The organism is Streptomyces sp. NPDC057543 (assembly GCF_042801895.1).
In the GTDB taxonomy this organism is placed as follows: Bacteria; Actinomycetota; Actinomycetes; order Streptomycetales; family Streptomycetaceae; genus Streptomyces.
Genome location: NZ_JBHVFF010000166.1, coordinates 1 through 19,016, shown reverse-complemented (window position 1 = coordinate 19,016; position 19,016 = coordinate 1). Strand labels below are relative to the sequence as shown.

The 19,016-nt window shown below is 71.0% G+C and carries 18 protein-coding genes; 12 read left to right on the top strand and 6 right to left on the bottom strand.

Annotation, left to right across the window (positions count from 1 at the left end; genetic code table 11):
* The first annotated feature begins 25 nt into the window (after positions 1-25).
* Together ACFU8Q_RS25440 and ACFU8Q_RS25435 are read left to right on the top strand one after the other, a co-directional pair.
* Entirely contained in the window at positions 26-997 is a 972-nt protein-coding gene (locus ACFU8Q_RS25440) for a helix-turn-helix transcriptional regulator (RefSeq protein ID WP_384457751.1), read from the top strand.
* Between the two features lie 61 nt (positions 998-1,058).
* Entirely contained in the window at positions 1,059-1,580 is a 522-nt protein-coding gene (locus tag ACFU8Q_RS25435) for a DUF4240 domain-containing protein (protein WP_384457753.1), read from the top strand.
* A 113-nt stretch (positions 1,581-1,693) separates the two neighbouring features.
* On the opposite strand, the gene ACFU8Q_RS25430 is transcribed toward ACFU8Q_RS25435, so the two are convergent.
* The gene (locus tag ACFU8Q_RS25430) at positions 1,694-2,464 is read right to left on the bottom strand and encodes an SDR family NAD(P)-dependent oxidoreductase (protein WP_384457749.1); all 771 of its coding nucleotides are present in this window, start codon (positions 2,462-2,464) and stop codon (positions 1,694-1,696) included.
* Between the two features lie 189 nt (positions 2,465-2,653).
* On the opposite strand from ACFU8Q_RS25430, the gene ACFU8Q_RS25425 reads away from it, so the two are divergent.
* Positions 2,654-3,298 carry a TetR family transcriptional regulator gene (locus ACFU8Q_RS25425; protein WP_384457747.1) on the top strand — a complete coding sequence of 215 codons (645 nt, stop codon included), beginning with the start codon at positions 2,654-2,656 and terminating at the stop codon, positions 3,296-3,298.
* A 15-nt stretch (positions 3,299-3,313) separates the two neighbouring features.
* Here ACFU8Q_RS25425 and ACFU8Q_RS25420 read toward each other — a convergent pair whose 3' ends face one another.
* From ACFU8Q_RS25420 to ACFU8Q_RS25405, 4 genes are read right to left on the bottom strand one after another with little or no spacing between them, the layout of a single operon-like run.
* Positions 3,314-3,850, bottom strand: coding sequence for a GNAT family N-acetyltransferase (locus ACFU8Q_RS25420; RefSeq protein WP_384457745.1), 537 nt, complete (start codon positions 3,848-3,850; stop codon positions 3,314-3,316).
* A 50-nt stretch (positions 3,851-3,900) separates the two neighbouring features.
* Positions 3,901-4,806 carry a polysaccharide deacetylase gene (locus ACFU8Q_RS25415; protein WP_384457743.1) on the bottom strand — a complete coding sequence of 302 codons (906 nt, stop codon included), beginning with the start codon at positions 4,804-4,806 and terminating at the stop codon, positions 3,901-3,903.
* Entirely contained in the window at positions 4,803-5,993 is a 1,191-nt protein-coding gene (locus ACFU8Q_RS25410; RefSeq protein WP_384457741.1) for a GAF domain-containing protein, read from the bottom strand. Before ACFU8Q_RS25410 ends, ACFU8Q_RS25415 begins: the two co-directional genes overlap by 4 nt.
* Positions 5,990-7,342, bottom strand: a complete 1,353-nt coding sequence (locus tag ACFU8Q_RS25405) for an MFS transporter (RefSeq protein ID WP_384457739.1) — start codon at positions 7,340-7,342, stop codon at positions 5,990-5,992. The genes ACFU8Q_RS25410 and ACFU8Q_RS25405 overlap by 4 nt, the downstream gene beginning before the upstream one ends.
* A gap of 146 nt (positions 7,343-7,488) precedes the next feature.
* Here ACFU8Q_RS25405 and ACFU8Q_RS25400 point away from each other — a divergent pair, with 146 nt between their 5' ends.
* From ACFU8Q_RS25400 to ACFU8Q_RS25380, 5 genes are all read left to right on the top strand, one after another.
* Positions 7,489-8,160, top strand: a complete 672-nt coding sequence (locus ACFU8Q_RS25400; protein ID WP_384457737.1) for a GntR family transcriptional regulator — start codon at positions 7,489-7,491, stop codon at positions 8,158-8,160.
* A 65-nt stretch (positions 8,161-8,225) separates the two neighbouring features.
* Entirely contained in the window at positions 8,226-9,125 is a 900-nt protein-coding gene (locus ACFU8Q_RS25395; RefSeq protein ID WP_384457735.1) for a TIGR01777 family oxidoreductase, read from the top strand.
* A gap of 202 nt (positions 9,126-9,327) precedes the next feature.
* Positions 9,328-10,632 (top strand): NAD(P)/FAD-dependent oxidoreductase, encoded by a 1,305-nt coding sequence (locus ACFU8Q_RS25390; protein WP_384457733.1) that lies wholly within the window; start codon positions 9,328-9,330, stop codon positions 10,630-10,632.
* 418 nt (positions 10,633-11,050) lie between these two features.
* On the top strand, positions 11,051-11,374 hold the full coding sequence (locus ACFU8Q_RS25385; RefSeq protein ID WP_384457731.1) for a hypothetical protein: 324 nt from the start codon (positions 11,051-11,053) through the stop codon (positions 11,372-11,374).
* Positions 11,375-11,391: 17 nt separating this feature from the next.
* Positions 11,392-13,626, top strand: a complete 2,235-nt coding sequence (locus ACFU8Q_RS25380) for an alpha-L-fucosidase (protein WP_384457729.1) — start codon at positions 11,392-11,394, stop codon at positions 13,624-13,626.
* Between the two features lie 119 nt (positions 13,627-13,745).
* Here ACFU8Q_RS25380 and ACFU8Q_RS25375 read toward each other — a convergent pair whose 3' ends face one another.
* On the bottom strand, positions 13,746-15,542 hold the full coding sequence (locus ACFU8Q_RS25375; protein ID WP_384457727.1) for a regulator: 1,797 nt from the start codon (positions 15,540-15,542) through the stop codon (positions 13,746-13,748).
* Between the two features lie 262 nt (positions 15,543-15,804).
* On the opposite strand from ACFU8Q_RS25375, the gene lipB reads away from it, so the two are divergent.
* The 4 genes from lipB (at position 15,805) to ACFU8Q_RS25355 (ending at position 18,970) form a co-directional block, all read left to right on the top strand.
* Positions 15,805-16,617 (top strand): lipoyl(octanoyl) transferase LipB, encoded by an 813-nt coding sequence (gene lipB, locus ACFU8Q_RS25370; protein ID WP_384457725.1) that lies wholly within the window; start codon positions 15,805-15,807, stop codon positions 16,615-16,617.
* Positions 16,618-16,749: 132 nt separating this feature from the next.
* Positions 16,750-17,715, top strand: a complete 966-nt coding sequence (gene lipA / locus ACFU8Q_RS25365) for a lipoyl synthase (protein ID WP_384457723.1) — start codon at positions 16,750-16,752, stop codon at positions 17,713-17,715.
* A gap of 327 nt (positions 17,716-18,042) precedes the next feature.
* Positions 18,043-18,243, top strand: a complete 201-nt coding sequence (locus ACFU8Q_RS25360) for a hypothetical protein (protein ID WP_351207429.1) — start codon at positions 18,043-18,045, stop codon at positions 18,241-18,243.
* Between the two features lie 19 nt (positions 18,244-18,262).
* Complete coding sequence (locus ACFU8Q_RS25355; protein ID WP_384457721.1) at positions 18,263-18,970, top strand: DUF4191 domain-containing protein; 708 nt, start codon at positions 18,263-18,265, stop codon at positions 18,968-18,970.
* Positions 18,971-19,016 lie beyond the last annotated feature (46 nt).

The window sequence follows — 19,016 nt, the reverse complement described above, 5'->3', positions numbered from 1 at the left end:
GCACGCATCCGGCCACAATGGCCGCATGCGTGCTGCCCGTCTCATCAAAATGGTGCTGCTGTTGCAGTCCCGTCCCGCCATGACCGCCGCCGAGCTCGCCCAGGAGCTGGAGGTGTCCGAACGGACCGTCACCCGGGACGCCCAGGCGCTCTCCGAGGCGGGTGTCCCGGTGTACGCGGACCGCGGCCGGGCCGGGGGCTACCGGCTGGTCGGCGGGTACCGTACGCGCCTCACCGGGCTCGCCCGCAGCGAGGCCGAGGCACTCTTCCTCTCCGGGCTGCCCTCCGCCCTGCGCGAGATGGGCCTGGAGGACGCCGCGTCCGCGGCCCGGCTCAAAGTGTCGGCGGCGCTGCTCCCGTCCCTCCGGGACGCCTCGGCAAGTGCCGCCCGGCGCTTCCACCTGGACGCTCCCGGCTGGTATCAGGAACCGGTCACCCCCGAGCTGCTGCCGGCCGTCGCGGAGGCGGTCTGGGACGACCGGATCGTCCACGCCCGCTACCGCCGCAGCGGCCGGGACGAGGAGGTGGAGCGGGAGCTGGCCCCGTACGGGCTCGTCCTGAAGGCCGGGGTCTGGTACCTCTGCGCCCGGGTGGCGAAGGACTTCCGGGTGTACCGGATCGACCGGTTCTCGGCCGTCGCGGTGTCGGACGAGCGGTTCGCGCGCGACGAGCGGTTCGATCTGCCGGGGTTCTGGGACGAGCGGGCCGCACAGTTCGCCCGCTCGCTCCTGCGCACTGAGGTGACAGTACGGGTGTCGGAGGAGGGGGTACGCCGACTGCCGTACGCACTGGACCGTTCGGCGGTCCAGGACGCACTGGACGCTGCGGGACCGGCCGACACGCGGGGGCGGCTGACGGTCACTCTGCCGGTCGAGTCCCTCGATATCGCGTACAGCCAACTGCTCGCCCTGGGACCCGAGTTGGAAGTCCTCGAACCGGCCGCTCTGCGGGCCCGGTTCGCCGCGGCCGCCGAACGCCTGCGCGACCTCTATCGCTGAGGGGTCCTTTTCGACGCGTCCGCGTGCATCGCCCGCCGCCAAGGCCGATGCTTGAGCCGTGATGGACGAGACGGAGTTCTGGGAGATCGTCGACAGCACCCGCGAGGCCGCCGAGGGCGACCCCGAGGACCAGGCCGATCTGCTCGTCGAACGGCTGGTGCGGCTCGATCCCGACGCCGTGCTGGATTTCGCCAGGCACTTCGAGGCCCGTTACAACCGCGCATACCGCTGGGATCTGTGGGGCGCCGCCGCCGTGCTGCTGGGCGGCGCGAGCGACGACGCCTTCGACTTCTTCCGCTGCTGGCTGATCGGGCAGGGCCGGGAGGTCTTCGAGGGCGCGCTGCACGATCCGGACGGCCTCGCCGACCTCCTCGACGACTTCGACCCGGAGGTCGACGGGGAGGCCGAGGACCTCGGCTACGCCGCCGACGAGGCGTACGAACAGCTCACCGGCGTGGTCACCCCGGACCTCGGCCTGCCGCCCCAGACCGCCGAGCCGGCGGGCACCCCGTTCAGTCTCGAGGACGAAGAGGTCCTGGCGGAACGCTTGCCGGCGCTCTGGGAGCGGTTCGGCGCCGACTGAACCCGCCGGGGCCCTGCCGTCACGCCGTCACAGGGTCAGGCCGTCCGGCCGTCACGCCGTCACGCCGTCACGCCGTCACGCCGGATCAGGCGGAAGCGGGTTCTGTCACCGCGTCAGAAGTGCGTGCCGCCGTCGATCCGGATCTCCGTACCCGTGATGAACGCCCCGTCGTGCGATCCGAGCATCGCGACGACGCCCGCGACGGTGTCCGGGCTGGCGAAGCCCTCGCCGAGCGCCGGGGACAGCTTCGCGAAGAGCGACATGTCAGCATCGGCGGGCAGCCCGGGGCCGTTGCCGCTGGTCATGTCGGAGGAGATCGAGCCGGGCGCGACGGCGACGAACCGCAGCCCCTGCTTGCTGTACTCGCTCGCCAGCGCGTGCGTCATCGACTGGATGCCGCCCTTGCTCGCCGCGTACGCCGACATGTAGGGGTGCGCGAAGCTCGCCGAGGTGGAGGAGAAGTTCACGACGGCCGGCTTGTCGCCCGCCAGCAGGGCCGGTATCGCCTCACGGATCATCAGGAACGTACCCGTGAGGTTGACCGCGAGGATCTTGTTGAAGAACTCCAGCGTCGTCTTGTGCGTGTGCTCGGAGCGCAGGATTCCGGCCGCGTTGACCAGCACGTCGAGGCCGCCGAGGGTGGCCACGGCGGAGGCGACGCCCGCCCGGACCGCGGACTCGTCCGAGATGTCGAGGACGAGGGTGGTGAGGCGGTCGGCGGTGCCGTTCGCCACGGCGGTCCCGTACGTGGCCTTCAGCCCGTCCTCGTTGACATCGGCCGCGACGACGCGGCCGCCCTCGGCGAGGAGGCGGTGAACGGTGGCCTGTCCGATGCCGGAGCCACCGCCGGTGATGAGTGCGCGACGGCCTTCGTAACGGTTCATTTCTGTTCTCTCCCGATCCCGGTGACTGCTGTCCCGAAGCGTTCTCGAAGCTCTCTCGAAGCTCTGCCGAAACGGTCTCGAAGGTTCTCGAATCCACCTCGACCGATGTCCACCGTACGCCTAAGTGGCACGTTTTGCCATGACGTCATTTTGCGCACACCTCTCCCCTGCCGGGGTAATCTCCTGGGAATGAGCCCCAAGCCGAGTCGGCCGTCCCAGCCGTCCCTCACCGAACGACGCAAGGCCGCGACCCAGCTGGACATCGCGCGCGCCGCCGCCGCGCTCTTCGCCGAGCGCGGGCCCGAGGGCACCACCGCGGAGGACATCGCCCATCGGGCGGGCGTGGCGCTGCGCACCTTCTACCGGTACTTCCGCTCCAAGCAGGACGCGGTGGGCCCGCTGCTCTCCGGCGGCGCCGAGCGCTGGCGGGCGCTGCTCGAAGCGGCCGAGCCGGGGGACGCGCTCGCCGTGGTCCTGGAGCGGGCGGTCACCGAGGCGCTCCGGGTGCCGGGCGCGGACGCCGCCGAGCAGCTCGGCTGGACGCGCGGGCTGCTGCGGGCGGCGGCGGCGGACCCGGCACTGCGTGCCGTCTGGTACCGGGTCAATCAGGATTCGGAGGAACGGCTGCTGCCGGTGCTGACCCGGCTGGCCGGCGAGGGGGCGGACCCGCTGGAGGTCCGGCTCGCCGCAGCGGCCGCCACGGACGCGGTACGGGTAGCGCTGGAGGCTTGGGCGGAGACGGACGCGCCGACGAGCGGGCCCGGCTCACCCGCCGATCTGGCGGTCCGCTGTCTGCACGAACTCATGGGCGGCATGCGCCTGTTCACGGGTTGAGTAGGAACCGAACGGTCAGAGGGCGAGCGAGCGGCCCATCTGGACGTCGTCGACGTAACGTCCGCCGATGTAGAACTCCCCGGGCAGCACGCCCTCGACGACGAACCCCTCCGACTCGTAGAGGGCCCGCGCGGGCGCGTTGTGCCCGAGCACCCGCAGCGTCATCCGGTTCGCCCCGTCGCTCCGAGCGGCCGCGAACGCGGCCCGCAGCAGGGTCCTGGCGACCCCGCGGCCGCGCGCCCGGTCGGCCACGGCGAGGCCCTGTATCTGCCGGACATGGGCGTTGCAGGCCATCGGGGTCGGCGGGACCAGCCTGATGTATCCGGCAATGGACACCTCCCCTGCCGCGTTCTCCGCCTCGGCGACGAGAAATTCCTCGGGCTTGTGGCGGTCGTCGAAGAACGGCGCGTACGGCGGCTGCGGCTTCGGCATGACCGCGTGCAGCGTGGACCACGTGGAACGGTCGAGTTCGCCGAGAGCAGCTTCGTCGGCGAGGACCGCGGGGCGGACGGAACGGACGGGGCTGACCGGGTGCTGGTGTATATCGGGCATGCGTGCCACTGTGCCACGCCGCACCTTGCCCGGTCAGCCCGGTTTCCGTCTCAGCGCATATCGGCGGGGCGCTCGGCCGAGTCGAACGGGAACCGGCGGCGGAAGTCGTCGGCCGCGTCCTCCAGGGTGCAGAAGCTGACGCCCTCGTGCCCGGAGACGTACTCGATGAAGCGCTCCAGCATCAGCAGCACCTGCGGCCGACCGCTGACGTCCGGGTGCAGGGTGATGGGCAGGACCGCGTAGTCGAGCTCGCGGTGGACCCAGTCGAACTGGTCGCGCCAGTCCTGCTCCAGCTGACGCGGGCTGACATAGCCCTGGCTGTTGTGCGCGTGCTTGTTGAACATCATGGGCGGCAGGTCGTCGACGTACCAGTTGCCGCAGAACTCGACCAGGTCGACCTCATGGCCATGTACCAGGGGCTTCATCCACTCCTTGGCCTCCTTGGTGAAGTCGATCTTCGTCCAGCTGTCGCCGACCCGGGCGTAGAAGGGGGTGAAGTCGCGGTAGTTCTGACTGTGGTCGTAGGAGAAGCCGTACCTGTGGAGGAGTTCGGCGGTGTACGGGGACATCTCCCACCAGGGCGCCACATAGCCGCGCGGCTTGCGGCCGGTGAACTCCTCGATCAGCTCCACACAGCGGGCGAGGACGTCCTCCTCCTGCTGCGGGCTCATCGCGATCGGATTCTCGTGCGAGTAGCCGTGGGCGCCGATCTCGTGGCCCGCCTCGGCGACCATACGGGTCTGCTCGGGGAACGTCTCGATGGAGTGGCCGGGGATGAACCAGCTGGTCCGTATCCCGTACCGGTCGAAGAGCTTGAGCAGCCGCGGGGTGCCGATCTCGCCGGCGAAGACGCCGCGCTGGATGTCGTTGGGCGAGTCCTCACCGCCGTAGCTGCCGAGCCAGCCGGCGACGGCGTCGACGTCCACACCGAGCGCGATCCTGATGTCCTTGGTCATGCGGCGGTTGCCTTCCGGTCGGTGTCGATGAGCTGGGTCACGTGGTCGGTGGCGGTCCGGAGCGCGGCGGTGTCCCGCGGGGTCCAGTCGCGTTCGTCCCTGCTGTGTACGGAGATCCAGCCGGTCATGGCCCGGTCACGAACCACGGGCGAGAGCATCTGGGCGTGGACGCCGTACACCTCGACGAGGGCCTGCGGCGGATGCGGGGCCGCGTCGAAGTGCGGCTGTACGAGGGGGATCCGCCGCTGCTCCAGCCACTCGACGGTATTGAGCCGGCGCTGGTCGAGGGAGGCGTCACGGCGGATGGACCGCACGCCCTCGCGCAGCGCCTCGGCAGCGGTCAGATCGACGCGCAGTCCGTGTTCGGGCAGATCGAGCCGGAGCGTGGTGCGGTCCGCGCCGGTCGCCGCCAGCAGGGTGTGCAGGATGTCCTGGAAGCGGGAGCGAAGTGCGCCGGAACGCAGCAGATCGCCGTGGCCGGGCAGGACGGGGACCCCCGTCCTGGCCAGTGCGAGCGCCTTCCACAGGGTCGCGGCGACACTGTCGAACACCGGGATGCCCAGCTCCGGTTCGAGCCGGCGGGCCGCGCCCGCCCCGTACACATTGGTGCAGACGACCGCGACCGCATGCGCGTCGTCGGCCGCCGCCTCGATCTGCCGGGCGACATCCGCTTCCGGGATGCGGGCGAAGGCCTCGTTGTCGCTGATGCCGAAGGGTTCGGCGAGCGTGCAGTCCAGGCCCTCCTTCGCGTACTGCGCGACGATCCGCCCGGCGACGTCCGGGGTGTACGGAAGGGCGAGCCCGAGCCGGGTCACGCCGTATGCGGCGCAGGCGTCGAGCAGTGCGAGGGTGGAGGTGGTGGCAGGGATGCCGATCTCCTCGGTGATCCGGGCGCACAGTGCGCGGTCCCGGTCCGGGCCGAGCCAGGATCCCGAGGTGCCGTTCCACGCGATGACGTCGACGTCCGCGTCGGCGAGCTGCCGGGCGGCCGCGAGCATCGGCTCCGGGTCGAACTGCGCGTCGGAGCCGTGGTCCAGGGCGATGCGGGTGACGGGCACCCGGGCGAAGTGGGCCGTGGCCAGGTCCGTACGGTGCAGCAGCTCGTAGGTCACGGGCTCCAGGCAGGTGTTGGAGGACGGGGTGAGCATCCCGATGCGGAGGTGTCCGGGGCGGGTTGTTGTGGTCATCGGACGGCGAGCCTCCTGCTGTAGTCGATGGTCAGGGACGACACGGTGAACAGGACGCCCGCGCCGACGAAGTAGAGCAGCGCCCAGGTGTAGGAACCGGTGCCGCCGACGATGAAGCCGACCACGATCGGCGTGATCATCCCGGCGATGTTGCCGGAGAGGTTCATGGCCCCGCCGACGACTCCGGCGTTGGCCCGTCCGGCCAGGATCGACGGCAGCGACCAGTACAGACCGGCCCAGCGGAGGAAGAAGAGGACGACGGAGAGGAGCGCGACCGCCGTCATGGCGTCGGGCACCAGCACCACGCCGAGCAGCCCGGCGACGACGGCGGTCCCGGCGATGCCCATCATGGTGCGCATCACGGTGTTGACTCCGGCGCCCTTGGCCTTCCAGCGGTCGGAGGTCCAGCCGCCGGTCAGTTCGCCGACGAAACCGGCGCCGAAGATGACCAGGGTCGACCAGCCGATGGTCGAGATGTTGAACCCCTTGGCCTCGGAGAGGTAGAGGGGGCCCCAGGTGAGCAGTCCGTAGAAGACGCCGTTGAATCCCATCCAGCCCAGACACATGGCCCAGAAGGAGCGGTACTTCAGGTACGGCAGCAGGCCGCCGCGCTCGTCGGCGGGCCCGGCCGCGTCCTCCTGGGCGTGCGCGTTCTCGATGTACGCGGCTTCGGCCGCGTTGACGCCGGGGTGCTCGGCGGGAGTGTTGCGGATGTACCAGCCGGCGTACAGGCCCGCGGCGACGGTGAGCACGCCCGCGATGACGAAGCTGATGCGCCAGCTGCCCGTCCAGCCGATCAGCGCGGAGATCACGATGCCGCCGAGCGCGGCGCCGAGCGGGGCACCTCCGTCCAGCAGCACCGCGCCCCGGCCGCGCTCCTCGGCGGGCAGCCACTGGGCGTTGAGCTTGCCTCCGGCCGGCATCACGGGGGCCTCGACGGCGCCGAGGAGGAGCCGGTAGCCGAGCAGCGAACCCGCGCCCCCGGCGGCGGCCGTCAGGCTCTGGGCGATGCCCCAGCCGACGCAGGCCCCGGAGACCATCCGGCGGGCACCGAAGCGGTCGGCGAGCCAGCCACTGGGTATCTGCATCAGCGCGTACGTCCAGAAGAAGGCACTGAGCAGGAACCCGGTCGTCTCCTTGGAGAGGCCGAGGTCATGGGTGATCAGTGGCAGCGCCACGGACACGGAGCCGCGGTCGATGTAGTTCAGCGCGACGATGCCCAGCAGTAGGACGAACATCTTCCAGCGCACCCGGGTCGGGCGGTTCTCTTCACCCGGGGAGCGCTTTCTCCTGAGGCCGGTGGCGCGCGTGGACCCACCGGCCGCCGGTGTGGGGAACGTACTGGTCATGGCAAACCCTCGAATCGCTGATCGGACAGGGTGAGCAGCGGTCCCGGCCGAGCCGTTCCGCGTTTTGGTATACCAAAGAAAGCAGCCGTTCCGGTTGGGCGTCAAGCGTTTGGTATACCTTGAGCGAACCGATACGCGGAGGACATGTGAGCGGCACCAACACGCCGGGCGAGGCGGCCGGTTCACCGACCGGCACGGTCTGGCTGCGCGACCAGGTCTGCGACGGACTGCGCGACCGCATCATCACGGGCCGGCTGAAACCGGGCGACCGGCTGGTCGAGCGGGACGTGGCCGAGGAGTTCGGAGTCTCCCGCGTTCCGGTGCGCGAGGCGATCCGCATCCTGCTGGGCGAGGGGTTCCTGCAGGCCCTCTCGCCGCGCAGGATCGTCGTCAAGCAGCTCTCCCGGCTGGACGTGGAGAACCTCTTCGACATGCGCGAGGCGCTCGAAGTGCTGGCGGTGCGGCGCGCCACCGAGCGCGCCACCGACGATCAGCTGCGCGAGCTGGAAACGCTGCTGGAGACCGCCCGCCGGGCCACCCTGTCCGGCAGGCCGGAGCGCATTTCGCGGGCCAACACCGCCTTCCACCATCACATCGTGGATCTGTCGGGCAATGAACTGCTCGTCACCACCCTGGAGTCCCTGGAGGGGCGGCTGCGCTGGCTGTTCCAGCAGATCGACGACCCGGGACCGCTGTGGGAGGAGCACCGGCTGCTCTGCGCGGCGATCACCGCCGCGGACGTCGAGGCCGCGGCCGGCTGCGCCCTGCGGCACGTCCGGCACTACCGGGATGTCGCCCTCCGGCTGCTCTTCGGATGACCCGTGCGGGGGTCGTCGGCCCGGCGGGCGAGGCGCGCCCGCGGCCTCTGCGGCAGGATGGCCCCATGCTGCACTCCCGTATCGCTGTCACCGGAGCATCCGGACTCATCGGAGCGGCGCTGGTGCGCTCGCTGCGGGCCGACGGGCACGAGGTCGTACGCCTGGTGCGACGCCCCGCACGGGCCGGTGACGAGGTCGAGTGGGATCCCCGGCGCCGGTACGTCGACGTGGCGGGCCTGGTGGGCTGCGACGCCGTCGTCCATCTCGCCGGCGCCGGCGTCGGCGACCACCGCTGGACACCGGCGTACAAGCGGGAGATCAGGGACAGCCGGGTACTCGGGACGACGGCGATCGCCGAGGCCGTCGCCTCACTGGACGCACCGCCGAAGGTTCTGCTGTCCGGGTCGGCCATCGGCTACTACGGCGACACCGGGGACCGCGCGGTCGACGAGAGCGCCCCGGCCGGCGAGGGATTCCTGCCGTCCGTGTGCGTGGCATGGGAGGCGGCCACGGCCGCCGCACAGGAGGCGGGCGTACGGACGGTGCATGCGCGCACCGGTCTGGTGGTCGCGCGTGAGGGCGGGGCCTGGGGCCGGCTCTTCCCGCTGTTCCGCGCGGGGCTCGGCGGGCGGCTGGGCAACGGACGCCAGTACTGGAGCTTCATCGCGCTGCACGACGAGGTCGCGGCGCTGCGGCACATCCTGGAGACGGAGTCGCTGTCGGGTCCGGTGAACCTGACCGGCCCCGACCCCGTCACCAACGGCGAGGTGACGGCCGCGATGGGGCGCGTACTGCGCCGTCCCACGCTCCTGACCGCTCCGGCACCGGCCCTGCGGATCGCCCTGGGGGACTTCGCCGAGGATGTGCTGGGCAGTCAGCGGGTGCTGCCGGGCCGACTGCTGGACTCGGGCTTCGTGTTCGCCTTCCCCGGAATCGACGCGGCGATCCGCGCGGCGCTGCGCTGAACGCGGGGCGGGCCTTGCGCGGCCTCGGCCCGCACATCCCGCACGCATGCGGACGTACGTGCGACCCCGTGCACCGGTGCCCCCGGTACGCGCGACTGCGCCCGCATCGGACGCCCTCCTAGCCTCCTTGCGAACTCGGGCATTCCGGGGGCCAGTCGGGGGCAAGAGCCTCCCAGAATTTGCGCCGACTCGGGGAGGGCACGTGCTCAGCTCGGCACGCCACGCGGACGTCGTCATCATCGGGGCCGGAATCGCCGGCCTGTCAGCCGCCCACCGACTGACCAGCGCAGGGGTAAGTGTCAGCGTCCTGGAAGCCGGCCCCCGGGTCGGCGGCCGGATGACCACCGCCGAAACGGACGGCTTCCTGCTCGACCACCTCGGCCCGCTCCTCAGCACCTCGTACCCGGAGCTCCGCCTGATGCCCGCCCTCGACGGGCTCGTGCTGCGCAGCTTCGCGCCGGGGGTGCTCGTCCACAGCGAGGGCCGCCGGTACCGGACCGGCGATGTACGGGGCGCGCGGGGCGCATTCAAGGCGGCGCGCGCCCTGGCAAGCGCCCCCCATTCGCCGATGGGCGGGCCGATCGACCAGGCCCGGCTGGGCGCGGCCCTGGCCCGGCTCGCCGCGACCCCGGCCGCCCGCATCCTGGCCCGGCCCGAGCAGACCGCGCTCGCCGCCCTGTCCCGCCGCGGCCTGACCGCCCGTACGGTCAACGGCTTTCTGCGGCCGCTGCTCACCGCGCTGCTCAGCGACCCGCGGCTCACCACGTCCAGCCGGTGCGCCGATCTCACCCTGCGCGACTACGCGCGCGGCCGGTTGTGCGTGCCCGAGGGCGGTTCGGCGCGGCTGCCCGAACTGCTCGCGGCCGCGCTGCCGCCCGGCACCGTACGCACGGGCGTGCATGTCACGGCAGCCGACATCACCTCGGTCCGCACCAAGGAGCACGGCGAACTGGGCTGCCGTTCCCTGCTGTTGGCGACCGGCGCGGGCGCCGCCGCCGAACTGCTTCCCGGCCTGCGGGTGCCGCCCTTCCACCCGGTGACGGTCCTTCACCACACCGCCCCCGCTCCCCCGCCGACCGGTGCCGCGCTGCTGCTGGACGCCGACCGCTCGGGCCCGGTCGCGCACACCGCGGTGATGAGCGCGGTCGACCCGTCGCGCGCCCCGCACGGCCGGACCCTGATCAGCTCGACGGTGCTCGGCACCCCACCGCCCGACCTGGACCGCACGGTCCGGGCCCATCTGGCCGCCCTGTACGGCACCCCCACCGACGACTGGGAGCTGCTGGCCGCCCACCACGACCCCGAGGCGGTCCCGGCGATGCCCGCCCCGCACGATCTGCGCCGCCCGGTCCGGCTGCTCGCCGGACTGTACGTGTGCGGCGACCACCGCGACACGAGCACGGTCCAGGGCGCCCTGCTCTCGGGCCGCCGCGCGGCCGAGGCGATCCTCACCGATCTGGGCGTACGGCCCGGCCACCTGGAAGCGGAGCTGCGCGAAGCGGCCTGAGTCCACCCGCGCACATCCTGCCCCGGTCCAGCCGATCCCAACCCCGAACACCCTTTACAGATCGGATCTCTCGCCCCACCTCCCGTTTACGGGAGTGGTCCACACCACTCCCGTAAACACCCTTGTCGTGCATCGCATCTACCGCTACGGTCCTGGCGAAACCGGACTCCAGGAGGCCGTAGTGCGCCGAGCCATGCCCGCTCTGCCGCTCCTTATAGCTCTAGTCATCGGATCTATCACTCCCGTCGCGGTGGCGAACCAGCCCCCGGACGAACCTGGATCGAGCACAAGCGCCTCAGCGGCTGCCCCAGGGCCGCCCGTTGTTCCCAGGCCGACCCAGTGGACCGAAGCGGGCGGCCACACGCAGCTGTCGGCGGGGATACCCAGCACCGCGCCGGATCTCCTCGGATCCGGTCCGATGAACTGGGCCGACTACAACTTCTGGGCCGACGACGGCTACTTCGAGCAGCAGATGGCCACCGCACGCACGATCATCGCGGACCGCTCCTGGAACGCCTCCACCACACCGGACACCGTGCAGGACTTCCGGACGCTGGTCGCCCGGCTCGGCGACCCGCCCGGCCTGCGGCCCGACCCGGTGACACCCCGGGTTCCGCTCCCGCTGCGCTCGATCGGCACCGAGAAGGCCGGGCTGCGCGGAGATCTCGACGAAGTATCCACCTGGGACGAGGCGTTGAGCCCCGAACAGGTCCGGGCCGACTACGCGCACTACGACCGCTGACCCGAAGGGAACCCGCAGTGACCCGCACCCGTACCAGACTCGTCGGAGCAACGGCTCTGGCAGCCCTCGCCGGCCTCCTGACCACCCCGGCCTCCGCCGCGCCCGAACCCCCGTCGAAGGACTACGAGCCGACGGTGGAGTCCCTCAACAGCCACCCCACGCCCACGTGGTTCAACGACGACAAGTTCGGCATCTTCATCCACTGGGGCGCCTATTCGGTGCCCGCCTGGGGTCCGCGCGGCAGCTACGCCGAGTGGTACTGGAACTACATGAACAGCAAGGGCAGCGCCACCAACACCCATCAGAAGGACACCTACGGCACGGCCGCGAACTACGACGACTTCATCGGCCAGTGGAAGGCCGAGAAGTACGACCCGGACGCCTGGGTGAAGCTGTTCAAGGATGCCGGTGCCAAATACTTCGTGCTGACCTCCAAGCACCATGAAGGCGTCGCACTGTTCGACAGCAAGGTCAGCGGCCGCGACACCGTGGATCTCGGCCCGAAGCGCGACCTGGCGGGCGACCTGTTCAAGGCGGCACGCAAGGACACCGCGGGCGGGCAACTGAAGGCGGGCTTCTACTACTCACTGTACGAGTGGTACAACCCGTCGTACACCGGAAGTCCGGTCCGCAACCCGTACACCGGCGCCGAGGTCCCGTACACCGGAGCCCCGTCGGTCAAGGACTACGTCGGCGACTACATGGTCCCGCAGCTGAACGAGCTGGTGGACCAGTACGATCCCGACATCATCTGGTGCGACGGGCAGTGGGACAAACCCGCGTCGTACTGGAAGACCGCGCCCGTCATCGCCGACTACTACAACCGCGCGAAGAACCGGGCACACCCGAAGGAAGTCGCGGTAGCCAACCGCTGCAAGATCGAGACCGGTGCGCTGGACAGCAAGGAACTCGACTTCCAGACACCCGAGTACACGGTCAAGCCGGACATCGACCCGAACAAGTGGGAGGCGAGCCGGGGCATCGCGCACTCCTACGGCTACAACCAGAACGAGCCCGAGGAGGACCATCTCACCTCCGACCAGCTGATCGACTCGCTCACCGACATCGTCAGCAAGAACGGCAATCTGCTGCTCGACATCGGCCCGCGCGCCGACGGCACCATCCCCGAGATCCAGCAGCAGCGGCTGCTCGACATCGGCGCCTGGCTGAAGATCAACGGCGAGGCGATCTACGGGACGACCTACTGGCACCATGCCGAGGAGCCGTCCAGCGACGACGAGATCCGCTACACGGTGAAGGACGGCGCGCTGTACGCGACCGCGCTGGAGTGGCCCGGCGCCGAACTCACCCTCGGCGCCGACACCCCCGTCGCCGCCGACTCCCGTATCACGCTGCTCGGTTCGGACGGCAGCGCACTGCCCTGGCACAAGGACTCCGCAGGCCGCGTGATCGTCGAGACGCCGAAGGACGGGGCGTCGGCCACCAGGAGCACGAGCGCGTACGTCTTCAAGGTCACCACTCCCGGCGTGAACACCCTCGTCCGCACGAGGACCGAACTGCCGAAGGAGCTCAACCCCGGACGCGCCGCCGACGGCACCCTGACCCTCACCAACACCGCCCGCAAGCGCGCATCCGGGACCGGGATCGGGCTGTCCGGACCCGAGGGCTGGACCGTCACCCCGGCGGCCACCCGCGTGCACCCGCTGGCGCCGGGCGCGGACGCGAAGGTCCCGTTCACCGTGACGCCACCCGCTTCCGCGGCCCCCGGTACGTACACGCTGAACATCACCCTGCGCCACGGACGTCTCACGACCACCACGGCGGTCAAGGTCACGGTGGCCCTGGAGAACCTCGCCCGGAACAAGCCGGCCACCCAGAAGAGCACCGCGTGGGACGCCCCCGCCTCCCGCGCCGTCGACGGGAACACCGACGGCTCCTTCGGATCGGGCTCGGTGACCCACACCGCGGAGCCCTCGTCACAGGCGTGGTGGCAGGTCGACCTGGGCGCCCCGAAGTCACTGTCCGCAGTCGACATCTGGAACCGCACCGACTGCTGCTCCGACCGGCTGAAGGACTTCTGGGTCATGACCTCGGACACCCCGATCACAGGCGACGGACTCGATGAGGCACGGACCGCACCCGGTGTGACGGCGGTCCATGTCACCGGCCAGGCCGGACGGCCTTCCACCGTGCAGCTCCCGGCGGGTACCTCCGGCAGGTACGTCCGCGTGCAACTGACCTCCGGCACCAACCCGCTGTCGCTGGCGGAGGTCGAGGTACGCGGGCACTGAGAGAGCCCTGCCGAAACGGGTGGTGGCCCGGACCGATCGCTCCCGGTCCGGGCCACCACCCGTTCTGTCGCGCGCGGGAGTCACGCGGAAGAGTCATGGGTGGTCCCGCGGGATGTGGATCACCCCAGGGCCGCGACCCGTTCGTGGTACCCGCGCACCGCGGCCGCGTCCCGGTACGGCTCCAGGCGACGCTCGAAGTCCCGTACGTACTCCGTCGCCCGCACCGACCGCATCTCCGCCGCCTGCTGGGCGGCCTCCGCGCCGAGCAGGCACGCCTGGTCGAGCTCACCGAGCCCGAGCCGCGCGGAGGCCAGCACCACCCGGCAGAACAGCCTGCTGCGGGCGTACGCCGGGGCGCGCAGCTGGAGGGAGCGCTCCGCGTGCTGTGCCGCGGCCGTGTACTGCTGCAGATCCCGGTGGCAGTGGCCGAACTCGTCGGCGAGCTGGGCCTCGTCGAAGTAACGCGTCCAGTGCGGCGCCTCGTCCCCTGGACGGGCGTTCTCCAGCGCGCGTTCCGCCCGCGCCAGCGAGGCGGTGCAGGGCCTGGCCTCGCCGAGCACCCCGTGCCCGCGTGCCTCGACGGCGTGCAGCAGCGCCTGGACGACGGGCGGCGCCGACGAACCGATGCCCTGCTGGGCGACGCGGGCCAGCTGCACGGCCTCCCTGCCGTGCCCGAGATAGACGGCCTGCCGGCTCATGGTGATCAGGACGTAGGCGCCGTACGCACGGTCCCCGGCGACCTGGGCGAGCCGCAGCGCCTGGACGAAGTACCGCTGGGCCAGGCCGTGGGCCGCGATGTCGTACGAGGTCCAGCCCGCCAGCCGGGTCAGCTCGGCCGCGGCGGAGAACAGCCGGCGCCCGGTGGCCTCCCCGTACGTCCCGCGCAGCATCGGTTCCGCCTCGTGCTCCAGATACCGGACGAGGGCCTGCCGGGCGTGGCCGCCGCCGTAGGCGTTGTCGAGGGTGCGGAAGAGTTCGCCGACCGAGCGCAGGGCGGCGACGTCGCCGACGCCGACCCGCTGGCCGGAGCCGCGGTCGGACTGCCGCTGCCGGGGGACGCCGGGGGCGCCTGCCTGCCCTGCTCCCGGGGCGGCGGGAGCGGTCGGAGGTGTGGGGGATCCGGGAGGTGCGGACGGTCCGGAAGGCCGGGAGGGCGCGGGCCCACGGGCCCCGCTGCGGCCGCCGGCGCCGGCCGCCCCCGTACCGCCGTGGGTGCTACCGCCGGGCGCGCTGCCGCCGAGCCGGTGCGCGCCGTGCGAGCCGGGTAATCCCTGGGCTCCGATCCCGCGTGCCCCGCCGGGCCCACCGGCCCACCCCGCACCACCGACCTCAATGGCCCCCGTGGCCCCACCAGCCCCGAGGGACCTGCCGAGCCCACCAGCCGCACGAGCACCACCCGCCGCACGGGCACCACCACCGGCCCCAGCGACTCCACCCGGTACCAGTGGCGCGGAACCGTTCCCCCGCCCCACCCACTCGTCGGCCCGGCCGATCAGCCAGTCCCGGCTGGGGACGACGAGTCCGGCCGGGGTGAAGGCGATCTTGCGCAGCTCCGCATGGCTGCCCGAGTCCTTGCGCCACAGTCCGCTGACGATGTCGATCGCCTCGGCGGGCGTGGCCGCGAACTCCAGGCCCGCGTAGACGGGGGCGCACGCGTCGAGGCCCAGGTCCTGCGCGGAGAGGCGGCGCCCGAGCCGCCGCGTGAAGACCTCGGCGAGCAGCGCGGGGGTGGTCCCGCGGGGCTGCTGACCGCGCAGCCAGCGGGTCACGGATGTCTTGTCGTACCGCAGGTCGAGGCCGTGTTCCAGGCCGAGTTGGTCCACTCTGCGGGCGAGGCCGGCGTTGGAGAAGCCGGCCTCGGAGATGAGCGAGGCGAGTCGGCGGTTGGGGGTGCGCTGCGGAGGTCGTTCCGACATCAGCTGTACGGTCTCCTGCCTTCGGGGCCGGGCGGGCAGCCCGCATGGAACGGCGCGAATTTAGCGGCCTCTGCGGCGGACACAGCCGCCTTCGCTTCACTTTCATCCGATCGTGTGAGGATTGAGGGTGGCGCTGACGGGATCGACCTGCTGGGCCGCCGACCGGGCCCCGGTCGTACAGTGGCGGGGCGTGATTCAGTGCATGGTGGCGTGGCTCCGGGCACCCCCGGCTCCCGGCACCGCGAGTAGGGAGGCATCTGTCGTGACCGAGCTTCGGTTCGTCCGGCTGGGATTCGGCGAGGAAGCCGTCGACTACCAGGAGGCCTGGCAGAAGCAGCGCGAGGTGCACGCGGCCAGATTCGAGGACGCCGTCCCGGACACCTGTCTGCTGCTGGAACACCCGCCCGTCTACACTGCCGGGCGGCGCACGACCGACAGTGAGCGCCCGCTGGACGGCACCCCGGTCATCGATGTGGACCGCGGCGGCAAGATCACCTGGCACGGCCCCGGACAGCTGGTCGGCTACCCGATCCAGAAGCTGCCCAGGCCGGTGGATGTCGTCGCACACGTCCGCCGGCTGGAGGACGCGCTGATCCGTACCGCCGCCGAGTTCGGCCTGGAGACCTCCCGGGTCGAGGGCCGCAGTGGGGTCTGGGTCCTCGGCGACCCGGTCGAGGACCGCCCGTCGATCGGCGGCCTCTCCCTCGACTTCGACCCGCGGCTGCAGGACGAGGAGTTCGACCCGCGGCTGAACGGCCCCGAGTACGCCCCGTCCAACGCCGGGCAGCGCCGCGAGGACCGCAAGCTGGCCGCCATCGGCATCCGGGTGGCCAAGGGCGTGACCATGCACGGCTTCGCGCTCAATGTGAACCCGGACAACACCTGGTTCGACCGCATCGTGCCGTGCGGCATCCGGGACGCGGGCGTCACGTCGCTCGCGTACGAACTGAGCCGCGACATCACCGTCGAGGACGTGCTCCCGGTCGTGGAGAAGCACCTGAAGGACGTCCTGGAGAACGCGGAGCTCGCCCCGCGCACCATCGAACGTCCCACGGATGCCGTGGCCACGGCATGACGGCCTGAATACCGGGCCGGGAATAGGCCCTGTCGGCCACAGGTTGGCCAAACGTAAAGCCATTTGAATTACGGGCGTACCCTGGTGTTCGCCGAAGAATCCAATGCAGCGAAAGCAAAGGGGAGTGCCGGAGTGTCCGCTGTCGCACCCGACGGGCGCAAGATGCTGCGCCTGGAGGTCCGGAACAGCCAGACCCCCATCGAGCGCAAGCCCGAGTGGATCAAGACCCGGGCGAAGATGGGCCCCGAGTACAACCAGCTGCAGAAGCTCGTGAAGAGCGAGGGCCTGCACACGGTGTGCCAGGAGGCCGGCTGCCCCAACATCTTCGAGTGCTGGGAGGACCGCGAGGCCACGTTCCTCATCGGCGGCGACCAGTGCACCCGGCGCTGTGACTTCTGCCAGATCGACACCGGCAAGCCACAGGCGCTGGACCGGGACGAGCCCCGCAGGGTCGGTGAGTCCGTCGTCACGATGGACCTGAACTACGCCACGATCACGGGCGTCGCGCGCGACGACCTGGAGGACGGCGGTGCCTGGCTGTACGCGGAGACCGTCCGCCAGATCCACGCGCTGACCGCCCAGCGGGAGGCCGGCCGCACCAAGGTCGAGCTGCTGATCCCCGACTTCAACGCGGTGCCCGAGCAGCTCGCCGAGGTCTTCTCCTCGCGCCCCGAGGTGCTCGCGCACAACGTCGAGACGGTGCCGCGGATCTTCAAGCGGATCCGCCCCGGTTTCCGTTACGAGCGTTCCCTGGAGGTCATCACGCGGGCCCGCGAGGCCGGTCTGGTGACCAAGTCCAACCTGATCCTCGGCATGGGCGAGACCCGCGAGGAAGTCAGCGAGGCGCTCCAGGACCTGTACGACGCGGGTTGCGAGCTCATCACGATCACCCAGTACCTGCGGCCGTCCGTGCGCCACCACCCGGTCGAGCGCTGGGTGAAGCCGCACGAGTTCGTGGAGCTGAAGGAGGAGGCCGACGAGATCGGCTACTCCGGCGTGATGTCCGGGCCGCTGGTCCGTTCCTCGTACCGCGCGGGCCGCCTTTTCCAGCAGGCGATCGAGCGGCGCGGTGCCGTCGCGGCGACGCCCGCCATGTGAATCCCCGCACAATAGGCTACCGAGCAGTAACAACTGATTCGACGCGGCTCATCCGCTCCCCGCAGGTCGGGGGCGCGTATGGGCCGCGTCGGCGTGCGCTCGGCCCATAACAAGGTTTCATTGGTGTTTGACCGACCGGTCATGCGCTGGTAACACCGAGCAGTGACGCTGGGTCTCACGACGCAGTGGCTCTCCGGGCCGCTGCCACCGCCGCTTCCCGCACCCAGCCCACGCCACCCACTTCGCGCAACGCAGTCCCGGGCAGCCGCCCGGGCAGCTGAGTCCACGTCACTCAGTCCGCACATCCGCTCCGAGGAGATTTCCACGATGCAGGCCGTGCCGGTACGCGCCACCGCCATCCCTTCCGTCACCAATGCCCTCCGTGCCGTCGAGTCGCTGCTGCTGAGCAGCGGCCAGCGCACGGCCCGCCGCAATGCCTGGACGGCCGTCCTGGAGGACCGGCGCCGGGCCAAGGACCGGGTCGAGGCCGAGTACGTACTGGAGGCCGCGGCCGACCACCGTTCCTAGGCCACGTAAACTTCGGTACATGGCGAGGAAGGCAAACACTGAAGGCGCGGACAGCGCCGAGAACGCGGGGCGGCTCAAGCAGATCGCCCTGACCTACAAGATGACCAGGCGGACCGACTCCAAGATCGGTCTTGTCGTCGCGGGTGTGGGAATCGTCACCTTCGGTGTCCTTCTCGCGGTCGGTTTCCTGATCGGCCACCCGATCTATGTGGGCATCCTGGGCTTCGTGCTGGGCCTCCTCGCGATGGCGATCGTCTTCGGACGGCGTGCCGAGCGCGCGGCCTTCGGGCAGATGGAGGGACAGCCGGGCGCTGCGGCGGCGGTGCTGGACCGGGTGGGCCGGGGCTGGACCACGACACCCGCGGTCGCGATGAACCGCAGCCAGGACGTCGTCCACCGTGCCGTGGGCAAAGCGGGCATCGTGCTGGTCGGCGAGGGCAACCCGAACCGGGTGAAGGTGCTGCTCGCGGCCGAGAAGAAGAAGATGGCGCGCATCCTGGTCGACGTACCGGTGCACGACATCATCGTCGGCAACGACGAGGGCCAGGTGCCGCTCAAGAAGGTGCGCACGAAGATGCTGAAGCTGCCGCGCATCCTGACCGGCCCGCAGGTGACGGCCGCCAACGACCGGCTGCGCGCGATGGGCGACCTGATGAGCAACATGCCGCTGCCCAAGGGGCCGATGCCGAAGGGCATGCGGATGCCACGCGGCGGAAAGATGCGCTGACGCTTCCGCTGGACGCGTGAAGAGGGCGGGTCACGAACCGAACCGG